This window comes from Pantoea sp. sgz302252 (assembly GCF_042610525.1).
Taxonomy (GTDB): Bacteria; Pseudomonadota; Gammaproteobacteria; order Enterobacterales; family Enterobacteriaceae; genus Erwinia.
The window spans coordinates 241109-254446 of the sequence record NZ_JBHDVM010000002.1 but is presented as its reverse complement, the minus strand read 5'-3'; the positions used below and the strand labels follow the sequence as shown (position 1 = coordinate 254446).

Sequence of the window (13338 nt, the reverse complement as noted above, 5' to 3'; positions counted from 1 at the left end):
GCTAACTTCCGCTCTTCCTGTTTTGCTAATCCATCTACGCGAGAGTTCCTCTCAACGGCAGCAGGGTGCCAGGTGCCTGAATATTATAACCGGCTTGTGCATGCTGCTTTCGCCGTTTACAAGGCTTCCTATCGGCAGTACTATTCCAGGCTAACATCAATAAAGACGTTAATCGCAACTTATTGATTTACTAAATGACTCGGGGTGCCCCTAAGGGCTGAGAAAAACCCGTTGAACCTGAACTGGATAATGCCAGCGGAGGGAAGTCAGATGCCCAACTGCATCGCCTTCTTGATCGCCGGTTGGGAGCGCTATGATCCAACCTACTCACTTTACGGCCAGCCCGGCCGCCTCGCTAGCCCTGTTTCACCAGCGTTCGCCGTTGGTGCATTGCCTGACCAATGACGTGGTGCAAAGTATTACGGCTAATGTCCTGCTGGCGCTGAACGCTTCGCCCGCGATGGTGACGGAGCCTGCGGAAGCCAGCCAATTCGCCGCCATTGCCGATGCCGTCCTGATAAACGTCGGTACCCTGACCGCATCCCGTAGCGAAGCTATGCTTGCTGCGGTGCAGAGCGCGACAGCGGCAGGAAAATCATGGACTCTCGACCCGGTTGCCGTTGGCGCGCTGACTTTCCGCAGCGATTTTTGTCAGCAATTGCTGGCTTACCGTCCCGCTGCCATTCGCGGCAACGCTTCGGAAATCATGGCGCTGGCGCGTCAGGCGGTTTCCGGCCGCGGTGTGGATAGCCTGCATGATTCTTCCGCCGCACTGGAAGCTGCCGTCTTGCTGGCTCAGTCCAGCGGTGCTGTGGTTGCCGTAACGGGAGAAACAGATTACATCACTGATGGCGAGCGTCTGTTGGCCGTGTCAGGCGGTTCGCCGCTGATGACGCGCGTGGTTGGCACGGGCTGTGCGCTCTCTGCCGTGGTTGCCGGGTTCGCCTCGCTGCCGGGCGATCGTCTGCTGCATATCGCCGCAGCCTGCCGGGTTATGAGCCTGGCCGGGGAACGGGCAGCCGCTGCGGCTGGCGGCCCAGGCACCTTCGAACCGCTGTTTCTGGATGAGCTCTATCAACTGCATAAGGAGCTGACGGCATGAGAGTCAACGCGTTAACTATTGCCGGAACAGATCCCAGCGGCGGTGCAGGCATCCAGGCCGATCTGAAAACCTTCTCCGCGCTGGAGGCCTACGGCACCAGCGTTGTTACCGCGCTGGTGGCGCAAAATACCTGCGGCGTGCAGTCCGTTTATCCCATCGCGCCTGAGTTCGTTGCCGCCCAGCTTGATTCCGTTTTAAGCGACCTGCGTATCGACAGCGTGAAAATAGGCATGCTGCAGGACAGCGATATTGTGGAAGCCGTGGCGGAAGGCCTGCAGGCTTCAGGCGTTCCCTGGCTGGTGCTGGATACGGTGATGCTGGCCAAAAGCGGCGATCCACTGCTTTCCGAACGCGCCGTGGCAACGCTGCGGGAAAGGCTGTTACCTCAGGTCTCTATCATCACGCCCAATCTGCCGGAAGCCGCCGCGCTGCTGGCGTGCTCGCCGGCTAGCGATGAAAAAGAGATGCTGCGCCAGGGCAGGGCGTTGCTGGAGCTGGGCTGCCAGGCGGTACTGATGAAAGGCGGCCATCTGAGCGACAGCGAAAGTCCGGACTGGCTGCTGACCCGCGAAAGCGAAGAGCGTTTCACCGCGCCGCGCGTGCCGACTAAAAATACGCACGGTACAGGCTGCACGCTTTCTTCGGCACTGGCCGCGCTGCGCCCGCGCCACAATAACTGGCTAACTACAGTGCAGGAGGCGAAGCAGTGGCTGCAGGGCGCGCTGCAGCAGGCCGATACACTGGAAGTAGGCAAAGGCATCGGGCCAGTTCATCATTTTTATCGCTGGTGGTAGCGCAAAAAATCGCCTTTCTGCGTGGGATCCTTCTGAAAAATGGAGTCAGCAATTTGCCTTAAGCCATAAACAGCGTCCACCCTGTTGAGGATTATTACCGGGAGCAGGCAAAGGCTCCCCTGGCTTTCAACAGGAGTTTACATGACGGACATCGCACAGTTACTGGGTAAAGAGGCTGATTCGCTGCTGCAACACCGCTGCCTGACTATTCCAGCGGAAAACCTTTATTTGCCGGGGCCGGACTACGTCGACAGAGTGATGATCGATAACAATCGCTCACCTGCCGTGCTGCGCAATATGCAGACGCTTTACAACACTGGCCGCCTGGCGGGCACGGGCTATCTCTCTATCCTGCCGGTCGATCAGGGCGTAGAGCACTCCGCTGGGGCCTCTTTCGCCGCTAATCCGCTCTATTTCGATCCTAAAAACATTGTTGAGCTGGCAATCGAAGCAGGCTGTAACTGTGTAGCTTCTACCTATGGTGTGCTGGCCTCCGTATCGCGCCGCTACGCGCATCGCATTCCATTTATGGTCAAGCTGAACCATAACGAAACGCTGAGTTATCCAACGCAGTATGACCAGACGCTATACGCCAGCGTGGAGCAGGCTTTTAATCTGGGTGCGGTAGCGGTTGGTGCCACTATATACTTTGGCTCAGAGCAGTCGCGCCGCCAGCTGGAGGATATTGCCACCGCCTTTGAGCGCGCGCATGAACTCGGCATGGTAACGGTGCTCTGGGCCTATCTGCGTAATAACAGCTTCAAGAAAGACGGCGTGGATTACCATGCCAGCGCCGACCTGACCGGCCAGGCTAACCATCTGGCGGCCACCATCGGCGCCGATATCGTTAAGCAGAAAATGGCGGAAAATAACGGCGGCTACAACGCCGTGCAGTTCGGTTCCACCGACGAGCGGGTTTACAGCAAGCTGACCAGCGATAATCCTATCGATTTGGTGCGCTACCAGCTGGCGAACTGCTATATGGGCCGCGCCGGGCTGATTAACTCTGGCGGCGCCTCGGCGGGCGAAACCGATACGGCTGAATCGGTTCGTACCGCCGTAATTAACAAACGAGCCGGCGGTATGGGATTAATTCTGGGCAGAAAAGCTTTTAAAAAATCGATGAAAGACGGCGTGGCGCTGATCAACAGCGTACAGGACGTTTATCTGGCGAAGGATATCACTATCGCTTAATGCTTTACTGGCGGCGCTGCGGGCCGCCAGCCTTTAACTCTGTTCGAACCAGTCGCCGTTTTGCTCGGCAACCGGGGTAATAGAGAAAATCATCTCCTGCAAATGACGGCGCAGCGCCTGTTCGGCGGCGTCGGCATCTTTGGCGCGCAGCGCCTGAAAAATTTCCTCATGCTGATGAATCAGGCTCTCCGGCGGCGAGACTTTACTCAGTGTCAGAAAGCGTACGCGATCCATAGTCGCCTTAATATTCTCCACCGTTTCCCAGGCCAGTTCACAGTTAATGCTTTGCGCTATCAGGCGGTGAAACTCATCGTCCAGCAGTAAAAAGGCCTGGCTGTCCTGGCGCTGGGCGGCCATTTTTTGCAGCTGAAGGTTATGTTCCAGCAGCGCAAGCGCCTGCGGGCCTGCCTCTGCGGCTGCGCGACGCACAACCGCTATTTCGACCGCTTCACGAATAAAACGGCCGTCGGCGACGCGCTGGGCCGAAATTTTGCGCACAAAAGTACCGCGCTGCGGCAGGATCTGCACTAAACCCGCTTCCGCCAGCTTGATAAAAGCTTCGCGAACCGGCTGGCGTGAAACGCTGAAGCGCGCGGAAACTTCTTTCTCGGAAAGCAGCGCGCCGGGCGGAATGGCACAGGTAACGATATCCTGACGCAAAAAGCGATAAATCTGCTGATTCACCGGCTCGCTGGCGGTAATGGTGTAGGCAATAGACATTCGGCAACTTTCATATCATAAAGGCATCATACGGCATGACGCTGGCGGGTTTCAGTCTAATCAGCCTGTCGCGCCAGCGCCAGCCCTTTTGCGGAGGAAAAGCTTAGCCGATAGCCTGTCGCACCGCTTCCTTCGCGCCCGTTTTCAGTAGCAGCTGATAGTAATGGGAAAGGCGTTCGCGAAACGCTGAACTATCCGGTAGGTCGTTGCCGAAAACTTCCCGCAGGGAAAGCAGAGCGGCAATGCGCTCTTCGCCTTCAGCGCTCTGTGCAACCCTTTTCGCCAGCTCGCCGCTCAGCGGATCATTGATAATGATTTCCCGCCCTTGCTCATCCACGCCGCTGACAAAGCGCATCCAGGCCGCCACGCCCAGCGCCAGTAATTCAAAACGGCTGCCGTTCGCCAGATGCCAGCGGATGCTGTCCAGCCAGCGCTGCGGTAATTTTTGCGTGCCGTCAGTCGCTATCTGGAAGGTACGGTGCTTAATGGCCCGATTTTTATAGCGGGCAATTAATGAGTCAGCATAGGCGACCAGATCGACGCCCGTGGTGCTTAGCGTCGGTGCCTGTTCATCCAGCATCAGACTGCGCGCGGCGCGTAAATAACAGGGATCGTCCATGCAGTCGCTGATATGCTCGTAGCCCGCCAGATAGCCCAGGTAGGCCAGCAGCGAATGGCTGCCGTTAAGCATGCGCAGCTTCATCTCTTCGTAGGGCAGCACGTCGGCTACCAGCTCCGCGCCCGCTTTTTCCCACTGCGGACGGCCAGCAACGAAATTATCTTCGATCACCCACTGGAAAAACGGCTCGCACTCTACGCCAACCGGATCGCTACAGCCCAGTTTGTGGCTCAGCTCTTCAAAAGCTTCCGGCGTCATAGCAGGCACAATGCGATCGACCATAGTGGAAGGAAAAGTAATATGCTGGCGAATATAATCGGCCAGGGCGGGATCCTGCATTTGCGCCAGCTGCACCACAACGTTGCGCGTTACGCGACCGTTTTCCGGCATATTGTCGCAGGACATTACGCTGAAAGGCGGCAGGTTGAGTGCGCGGCGGCGTTTAATGGCAGCCAGAATAATACCCGGCAGCGAATCTGGCTGCTCCGGATGCGCTAAATCATGAACAATCGCCGGATGATCCGGATTTAGCTCGCCGGTGGCGGGCATATAGCAGTAGCCTTTCTCTGTCACCGTCGCCGAAACGATCGCCACATCCGGCTGGCACATGGCGTTGATGATTTTTTCAATACCGTCGCCGTGGCGGTAAAGCGCCTCTTTCACTACGCCGACCACGCGTGTTTTCAGGCTACCATCGGCTTTTTCCGTCACGCTGTAGAGCATGTCCTGCTGGCGTAGCGCTTTGATCAGTTCGCCAGTGTTGGCCGGATTGATTTCACATTCACAGTAGCCCCAGTCGCTTTGCTGTTCAGCCGCCAGGATATCTGCGCAGACGGCCTGATGCGAGCGATGGAAAGCGCCAAAGCCAAAATGCACGATGCGCTGGCGTAAAGCGGGGCGGTTATAGCGTGGCAGCAGCGTGCCTTCAGGAAGCTGGTCAAGGGATAGCATGGGTAATCCTTATCAGAATAGGGTGGAAAGCGCGCGCCGAAGCGCGCCCTGGATATCAGACGGAAACGGCTTTGGCCGCGTTTTTAGGGCTTTTGATCACAAACAGCACCAGTAGCGCGCCTGCCGCCGCGATAACGCCGGCCAGAATAAAGGCGCTGTCGAATTTGCCGGTATGATGGACGATATAGCCGGTGACAATCGGGCCGATAATGCCGGACAGGCTGCCGATCAGATGGATAAAGCCGCTGATGCCGCCAACCCGGCTCTTATGCACTACGTCCTGGATAATGGCCCAATAGATAGCGCCGGTGATATAGAGAAAAAAGATCGAAATCGACATCAGGATCACGGCGGGATAAACATCTTTTACCGAACCTGCCAGCGCAACGCATAGCGCGGCGGCCAACAGTGAAATAACCAGCACGATCTTGCGTGACAGCAGCAATTTGCCGGTGATCTTAAAGATTTTATCGGAAATCAGGCCACCCAGAGCCAGGCCAACAAAGCCGACGATCCACGGGATCATGGTGGTGACGCTCATAGATTTAATATCCAGGCTGTGCGCCTGCACCAGATAGGCCGGGAACCAGCTCAGGAAGAAAAACAGGATGTAGTTGTAGCAAAAGAAGGCAAAGGCAGTGACCAGGATGATTGGCTGACGCAGATAATAAGTAAGCCCGTGAGCGGACTGAGCCAGCTCTTCATCCGGCGTGGACTGCTCTTCTTTCAGGCTGGCGATCAGCTCGCGCTCCTGTGCGCTAACGCGGCGGCTTTTCAGAGGGTTATCTGCCGCAATAAGAAACCAGGCGACCATCCAGACGATACCGATAGAGCAGATAATCACAAAAGCGGGACGCCAGCCGAAGGCCAGTGCGAGATAGCCGACAATTGGCCCGGCAACTGCACCGCCCAGCGGCGAACCGGCGCTGAGAAAGCCCATGGCGGTAGCCGCCTGTTTTTTCGGGAACCAGCCGTTGATCGCTTTATTGGCGGAGGCGCAAATCGGACCTTCGGCCATGCCGAACAGTACGCGCAGGATCAGCATCGACCAGAAGCCGGTCGCCAGCGCGGTAAAGCCGCAAAACAGCGACCACATGCCGACCGCTATGCCTAATACCAGCGTCGGCCCGAATTTATCGGTAGCCAGCCCGCCGATAAAGTTAAACAGCGCATAGCCGAAGAAAAAGCTGCCGAAGATCAGGCCAAACTGCTCGGCATTCAGCAGCAGATCCTTTTCGATCATCGGCACCGTCAGCGACAGGGCTACGCGATCGAGATAGTTGATCATATAAACCAGGAACAGCAGGAGTACGATTGTCCAGCGGAGATTCTTAAACATAAAAGTTCCTTAATTATTATAGTATTCAGGAGATCTCTGACCCTGTAGGGTACGGCGGCGGAGAGCCTGGTGCCCTCGGCCACCCTGGCCAGAATGCTGACCTGTTAACTGATACTAAGAATGACTTTGCAGCAGCTGCGCGGATCTTTTTCAAACAGCGTCATGGCGGCTTCCACATCGCTTAACGGCATATAGTGCGTCACCAGTTTCTCCGGCTGGATCAGCTTCTGCTCCAGCCAGCCGATTACCTCCGGGAAACGCTGGCTATTCAGCCTGGAGGTAAAAAGCGAAAGCTCTTTGCTGGTCAGGCTCTGCTGCGTCACCGTGCAGGGCTCGCCGGAAAAGCCAAGCAGACCGATACGCGCGGCAGGAGAAGCCAGCGCCACCGCTTCGGCCAGAATCGCCGGATGGCAGGCGGCATCGATAATCAGCGTGGGTTTTTCGCTGCCCAACTGCGTTGCCAGCGGTGTTTCGCTGTTATTCAGCACTACGTCTGCGCCGTTTTCCTGCGCCATCGCCAGCCTTTCCGGCAGCCGGTCGGCCACTATCACCTTGCGCACCTTAAAGACGTTTTTCAGCGCCTGAATAGCGGTTAACCCCATCGGGCCAGCACCGAAGATCAGCGCCACATCGGCTGGCTTTGGCTGCAGAAAGGCGCAAATATTTGCCGCAATGGTGAAGGGTTCAATCAGGCTGGCCAGCTTGTCCGGGATCGCCTCAGGCACCCGATACGCGTTGCGGGCAGGCGCAACGGCGTATTCGCTGAAACCGCCGTCGTGATGAACGCCGATCACCTGAAGCTCGCTGCAAACGTTGGGACGGCCTACAGAGCAGGGATAGCAATGACCGCAGCTGACTACGGGATCTACCGCCACGCGTTCGCCAAGCCGCGCAGGATCTACGCCTTCGCCTGTAGCATCAATCACACCGAAAAACTCATGGCCGATCACACGCGGATAGCGGGCGAAAGGATTATGGCCGTGCCAGATATGCACATCCGAACCGCAGATGCTGGCATAGTTGACTTTTACCCTGACTTCGCCAGCCGCGGGCTGCGGCAGCGGGCGCTCTTCCAGCAGCAGTTTGCCGGGTTCGGCTATTACCACACTTCTCATTGGTTTCTCCTTACCAGTTCCATAAAGTGCCGTCTTCCAGACGGGCGACGGGCAGATAGGCAGGTTCGTAGGGATATTTCGCTGCCAGCTTCTCGTCGAACTCAATGCCCAGGCCTGGCTTATCGCCAGGGTGCATATAGCCATCTTCGAACGTCCAGCTGTGTCGGAACACTTCCATCATCTGCTCGGAATAGCCCATATACTCCTGCACGCCGAAGTTAGGTACCCAAAGATCGAAGTGCAGCGCCGCCGCCATGCAGATCGGCGAAAGATCGGAAGGGCCGTGTGAGCCGGTACGTACCTGATAAAGCGAGGCGAAATCGGCGATGCGGCGCATGCCGGTAATCCCGCCCGCGTGGGTGATAGTGGTGCGGATATAATCGATTAGCTGCTCTTCAATCAGCTGTTTGCAATCCCAGATACTGTTAAAAACTTCCCCGACTGCTATCGGCGTGACGGTATGCTGGCGGATCAGGCGGAAACACTCCTGATTCTCGGCTGGCGTCGGATCTTCCATCCAGAACAGCCGGTAGTCCTCCACGCTTTTACCAAAGCGCGCCGCTTCGATCGGCGTCAGGCGATGATGCATATCGTGTAACAGATGTTCGTTAAAGCCATATTTATCGCGTATAGCGGCAAACAGCTTCGGCGTAAAATCGAGATATTTCTCCGTTGACCACAGCTGCTCTTCCGGCCACTCGCCTTTGGTTGCTGGCTCGTAGGCAAGCCCTTTGCCCTTCGCCATACCGTAGGTGGTTTTCATGCCTGGCACGCCGCACTGCGCACGAATGGCCTTAAAGCCCATCTCTTTGTGTTTGGCATAGTCGTCCATGACTTCATCAATGCTATGACCGGTGGTATGGCAGTAAACCATTACGCCGGTACGGGAAGCGCCACCCAATAGCTGGTAAACCGGCATATTGGCCGCTTTGCCCTTGATATCCCACAGCGCCTGATCGACAGCAGAGATAGCGGACATGGTCACCGGGCCGCGACGCCAGTAGGCGCCTTTGTAAAAGTACTGCCATATATCCTCGATCTGATGAGCGTTGCGGCCGATCAACTGCGGACAAACATGATCTTTCAGGTAGGAGGCGACAGGTAATTCGCGTCCGTTCAGCGTTGCGTCGCCAATACCGGTGAGCCCCTGATCCGTGGTGATCTTAACCGTGACAAAGTTCCTGCCGGGGCAGGTAACAAAGACTTCCGCTTTTACGATTTTCATTGATTTATTCCTGGTGAAGAGAGTGAGGAAAAAATACGCACTGTCGTACTACCATACAAGTAGGCTTAAGCGAATCTCTGATGGCGATCACATTAGTAGGGCGTTTTAGTCGCAGACAGGCGGATGCCGCGAAGAAAAAGAAGGAAGGTGAAGGAATTGCATCCGGAGTGAAAAAATGGCTGAAAATTAATGCCTTAGCCGATAATTGGTCGCATCGGCTAAAGCAGAGACGAGGCCTTAAGCCAGCAGTTCGCAGTCTGGGGGCAGGCGGCAGCTTAGCGCGGCAGGCATTATCTCAATACGGAAATGGGTGCCGCGTAACGGTTCGCCATCAAGGTTGAAGGCCATTTCATTCGGCGAAGTAATCTCCAGCCAGGGCAGCGAGGCGCGAATAATACTGGGGTTCTCGTCATCACTGCCGGTGATAGAGTTAAACAGCGTCGGCAGGATCTCTTTGGAAGTAACAATGCTCAGCTCCAGCGCGCCATCGTTAATCAAGGCGCCCGGACAAAGCCGCTGGCCGCCGCCCGCCTGGCGGCCGTTGCCGATACCGATCACCAGCGCATCGCCCTGCCAGCCGAAATCAGGCCCGCGCAGCTCGCAGCTGTCCGCTTTCAGAGTATCCATGCGCAGCAGGCCGTGGATCAGATAGGATACGCCGCCCAGCGCCGACTTCAGCTTTTCCGGGGTTTCAGTCGTGATACGCGTGCCGAAGCCGCCGGTCGCCATATTAATAAAGTAGCGATCCTGATTGACCCGCGCTAAATCGACAGGCACGGCTTTGCCGACTATCGCCAGCCGCAGCGCGTGTTCCATCTCTTCCGGAATGCCCGCGCTGGTGGCGAAATCATTGGCGGTGCCCAGTGGGATAATGCCCAGCGCCGGACGTTCAGCGGTCTCTACGCCAGCCAGCGCAGTGGCGATTTCGTTAATAGTGCCGTCGCCGCCGCCCGCTATCACGGTGGTTGCGCCCAGCGCTACGGCTTCTTTAACAAAGCGCTCGCCGTCGCCATGCTCCCAGGTAACGCGAACCTCAATCGGCAGGCCTTCTTCGCGCAGCTTCAGAATCGCTTCACGCAGTTCTTCGTTGCCCGCGCCCTTGCCGTTGAGGATCGCCAGCGTCAGTGAATGTTGATCCATCTTCTTATCCTGTCTCAGTAGCCCTGGCTAAAAGTGTTTCAGTTATAGCATATCCGGCTGAGACTGGAAAAAGAGAAGAGATGTCAGGCGGTGATAAACAATTTTGGCGGCTGAGTGGCTCTGGATATCCGATCTTCAGGTGTACCTTGTCCACTATAAGGTGTACTATGTACCAAAAGGAAAAGGAGGGCATAGTGGACCATGCGATTGAGTTTATCGAAACCCCAACTTTCACTCGTCAGATAAAAGAGATTGCAACTGACGATGAACTAAAGGACCTGCAGAAGAACTTATTGAGTCGCCAGAGAAGGGTGATCTTATTAAGAAAACCGGTGGGCTCCGGAAAATCCGCCTGGCGACGGGGACACAGGGTAAAAGTGGAAGCGCGCGAGTTATCTACTTTTTAGCAACTGAAGAAATTATTTACCTGATTATGGCTTATCCGAAAAATGAGAAAGAGAGCCTTACCACGGCTGAAAAGGCAGAGCTGAAGAAATTAACTAAGTTATTAAAACGCGGGGGTTGAAATGAGTTTTTTTGACGAGCTGAAAACTTCTCTGGAAGAAGCGGTAGAGATTAAAAAGGGCGTAAAAGCGCCAGGCAGAGTCGTTCGCTATGAAATTGCCGATGTCAGGGCGATACGGGAGCAGCTAAAAATCTCGCAGGCAGAGATGGCCAGGGCGCTGGGAACCAGCGTTGATACCATTAAAAGCTGGGAGGCAAAAAGAAGAAATCCTACCGGCCTGGCGGCAAAGGTTCTGGCGACCATCAAGTCTAATCCGGCTTTTTTCTATGCGCTGGCCGCCCACTAAGTGAATCAGGCAGCGCCGAAAAAAGAAGGGCCCGCGCGGCGAACCGGCGGGCCAGGAGGTGGTTAAACAAATTGCTATTTGGAATTTTTCATTCGGCGCCCGCGCATAGTAATGGAAAATCACCAGCAGGAATGTGATGCCATTCTAAAAGTCACGCTATGAAACTATTTTATTCTGCAGTAGCGAGATTACGCATCAGCAGCGCCCAGGCCAGATCTATCTCTTCCGGTACCGGGATCCAGACAAAATGGCCGTTGCCGGGCGCGACTTCCGCTGGCTGCAATTTGGCGTTTTCCATCTTTTCCAGACGGAAGGTAATATTGCCTGCTGGCGTCATCAGTTCCATGCTGTCGCCGGTGCTGAACTTATTCTTGACCTCTACCAGCGCCATCTCGCCACGGCGTTCGCCGGTAAATTCGCCGACAAACTGCTGGCGATCGGAAGCGGAAAAGCTGCGGTCGTAGGTCTGATAGCTGTCATGGGTATGACGGCGTAAAAAGCCCTCGGTATAGCCGCGATGCGCCAGGTTTTCCAGCGTCTCCAGCAGCGAGGGATCGAAAGGCTTACCGGCGGCGGCATCGTCAATAGCGCGGCGATAAACCTGTGCCGTACGCGCACAGTAGTAGTGCGATTTAGTGCGGCCTTCGATTTTCAGGGAATGCACGCCCATTTTGGTCAGTTGTTCTACATGCGCCACGGCACGCAGATCTTTTGAATTCATGATGTAGGTGCCGTGCTCGTCTTCAAAGGCAGTCATATATTCGCCGGGCCGCATCGCCTCTTCGATCATAAACACCTTATCGGTCGGCTGGCCCGCGCCCAGCGTCGGCTCCACATTCCTGACCGGAATAGGATCGTACTGCTGCACGATATTGCCGATCTCGTCCTCTTTGCCTTCCTGCACCTTATACTCCCAGCGGCAGGCGTTGGTGCAGGTGCCCTGATTCGGATCGCGCTTGTTGATATAGCCGGAGAGTAGGCAGCGGCCCGAATAGGCCATGCAGAGCGCGCCATGCACAAAGATTTCCAGCTCAATCTCCGGCACGCGCTCGCGGATCTCGGCAATCTCTTCCAGCGACAGCTCGCGTGAGAGGATTACTCGCGTCAGCCCCATCTGCTGCCAGAACTTAACCGTGGCCCAGTTAACCGCATTAGCCTGTACGGAAAGGTGAATTTCCATTTCCGGAAAGGCTTCGCGCACCATCATGATCAGGCCCGGATCGGACATAATCAGCGCGTCTGGCCCCATTGCCACCACCGGCGTCAGGTCGCGGATAAAAGTTTTTAATTTGGCGTTATGCGGCGCGATATTGACCACTACGTAGAATCGCTTTCCCTGCGCGTGCGCTTCATTAATGCCGATCGCCAGATTTTCGTGATTAAATTCGTTATTGCGCACGCGCAGGCTGTAGCGCGGCTGGCCGGCATAGACGGCATCGGCACCATAGGCGAAGGCGTAACGCATATTTTTCAGCGTGCCGGCAGGGGAAAGCAGTTCTGGTTTAAACATGAGGTCTCAATCCTGGCATAAGGCCGTTGCGGCCTTACAAAATGTGCGGGGATTGTAAAAGCTGACGCCGGGAATGTAAATTGCGCTAGATCAAACGGCACACGTCCGCTTCCCAGCGGTAGCCCATGCCGTAGACCGCGCGAATAAAGGGCTGATCGGCATCCAGCGCCTCAAGCTTGCGGCGCAAATTCTTAATATGGCTGTCGATAGTGCGATCGGTCACTACGCGATAGTCGTCATACAGATGATTCAGTAACATTTCGCGAGAAAAGACCTTGCCCGGTTCATGCGCCAGCGTTTTCAGCAGGCGGAACTCGGCGGGCGTCAGCTCCAGCGGAGTATTGTCCCAGCTGGCCTGAAAGCGCGCTTCGTCCACCACCAGCAGCGACGCTTTTTGCGCCTCTTCCGGCGTACGTTTACAGCGTTTTAGAATGGTTTTTACCCTGGCGACCACTTCGCGCGGGCTGAACGGTTTACAGATATAGTCATCCGCGCCGATTTCCAGGCCCAGCAGGCGGTCAATCTCTTCTGTTCTGGCGGTCACCATAATAACCGGCAGCTCGGTAAAGCGGCGCAGCTCGCGGCACAGCGTCAGGCCGTCCACGCCCGGCAGCATCAGATCCAGCAGCATCAGATCCGGCGGATTCTGCTTAACCCATTCCAGCACTTCATCGCCGCGCAGCAGGTGATGAGTCCGATAGTTGGCGGCCTGGAGATAATCGACCAGCAGCTGACCGAGTTTGGGTTCATCCTCGACCACCAGAATAAGTGGGCTAAGCGGTTCCTGATTCATGGCACTCTTCTTTACAGGCGGGCA

General features: G+C 56.0%; 12 protein-coding genes, 1 pseudogene and 1 riboswitch. Of the genes and pseudogenes, 5 read left to right on the top strand and 8 right to left on the bottom strand.

Annotated elements, in window-relative coordinates:
• Positions 1-190: 190 nt before the first annotated feature.
• A riboswitch (TPP riboswitch) is annotated at positions 191-281 on the top strand.
• 32 nt (positions 282-313) lie between these two features.
• The 3 genes from thiM to fbaB all read left to right on the top strand — a co-directional run bounded on the left by thiM (position 314) and on the right by fbaB (position 3090).
• Positions 314-1102 carry a hydroxyethylthiazole kinase gene (gene thiM, locus ACETPC_RS05155; RefSeq protein WP_380179256.1) on the top strand — a complete coding sequence of 263 codons (789 nt, stop codon included), beginning with the start codon at positions 314-316 and terminating at the stop codon, positions 1100-1102.
• Positions 1099-1896: a bifunctional hydroxymethylpyrimidine kinase/phosphomethylpyrimidine kinase gene (gene thiD / locus ACETPC_RS05150; RefSeq protein WP_380179254.1), complete on the top strand. Its 798-nt coding sequence runs from the start codon at positions 1099-1101 to the stop codon at positions 1894-1896. Before thiM ends, thiD begins: the two co-directional genes overlap by 4 nt.
• Before the next feature lie 141 nt (positions 1897-2037).
• Complete coding sequence (gene fbaB / locus ACETPC_RS05145; protein WP_380179252.1) at positions 2038-3090, top strand: class I fructose-bisphosphate aldolase; 1053 nt, start codon at positions 2038-2040, stop codon at positions 3088-3090.
• Positions 3091-3123: 33 nt separating this feature from the next.
• Here fbaB and ACETPC_RS05140 read toward each other — a convergent pair whose 3' ends face one another.
• The 6 genes from ACETPC_RS05140 to yegS all read right to left on the bottom strand — a co-directional run bounded on the left by ACETPC_RS05140 (position 3124) and on the right by yegS (position 10199).
• Positions 3124-3810: a GntR family transcriptional regulator gene (locus ACETPC_RS05140; protein ID WP_380179250.1), complete on the bottom strand. Its 687-nt coding sequence runs from the start codon at positions 3808-3810 to the stop codon at positions 3124-3126.
• Between the two features lie 103 nt (positions 3811-3913).
• Positions 3914-5380, bottom strand: coding sequence for a mannitol dehydrogenase family protein (locus tag ACETPC_RS05135; protein ID WP_380179248.1), 1467 nt, complete (start codon positions 5378-5380; stop codon positions 3914-3916).
• A 55-nt stretch (positions 5381-5435) separates the two neighbouring features.
• Positions 5436-6719, bottom strand: a complete 1284-nt coding sequence (locus ACETPC_RS05130; RefSeq protein ID WP_380179246.1) for an MFS transporter — start codon at positions 6717-6719, stop codon at positions 5436-5438.
• A 104-nt stretch (positions 6720-6823) separates the two neighbouring features.
• Positions 6824-7834, bottom strand: coding sequence for a Zn-dependent oxidoreductase (locus ACETPC_RS05125; RefSeq protein ID WP_380179244.1), 1011 nt, complete (start codon positions 7832-7834; stop codon positions 6824-6826).
• 10 nt (positions 7835-7844) lie between these two features.
• Positions 7845-9059 (bottom strand): D-mannonate dehydratase ManD, encoded by a 1215-nt coding sequence (gene manD / locus ACETPC_RS05120; protein WP_380179242.1) that lies wholly within the window; start codon positions 9057-9059, stop codon positions 7845-7847.
• 237 nt (positions 9060-9296) lie between these two features.
• On the bottom strand, positions 9297-10199 hold the full coding sequence (gene yegS, locus ACETPC_RS05115) for a lipid kinase YegS (RefSeq protein ID WP_380179240.1): 903 nt from the start codon (positions 10197-10199) through the stop codon (positions 9297-9299).
• A gap of 194 nt (positions 10200-10393) precedes the next feature.
• Between yegS and ACETPC_RS05110 the strand changes: the two are divergent.
• Together ACETPC_RS05110 and nadS are read left to right on the top strand one after the other, a co-directional pair.
• Positions 10394-10725: pseudogene (locus ACETPC_RS05110) on the top strand (type II toxin-antitoxin system RelE/ParE family toxin).
• 1 nt (position 10726) lies between these two features.
• Positions 10727-11011, top strand: a complete 285-nt coding sequence (gene nadS, locus ACETPC_RS05105; protein WP_380179238.1) for a NadS family protein — start codon at positions 10727-10729, stop codon at positions 11009-11011.
• A 169-nt stretch (positions 11012-11180) separates the two neighbouring features.
• On the opposite strand, the gene yegQ is transcribed toward nadS, so the two are convergent.
• Positions 11181-12521: a tRNA 5-hydroxyuridine modification protein YegQ gene (yegQ, locus tag ACETPC_RS05100; RefSeq protein WP_380179236.1), complete on the bottom strand. Its 1341-nt coding sequence runs from the start codon at positions 12519-12521 to the stop codon at positions 11181-11183.
• A gap of 85 nt (positions 12522-12606) precedes the next feature.
• Positions 12607-13314, bottom strand: coding sequence for a two-component system response regulator BaeR (gene baeR / locus ACETPC_RS05095; protein WP_380179234.1), 708 nt, complete (start codon positions 13312-13314; stop codon positions 12607-12609).
• Positions 13315-13338: the final 24 nt, after the last annotated feature.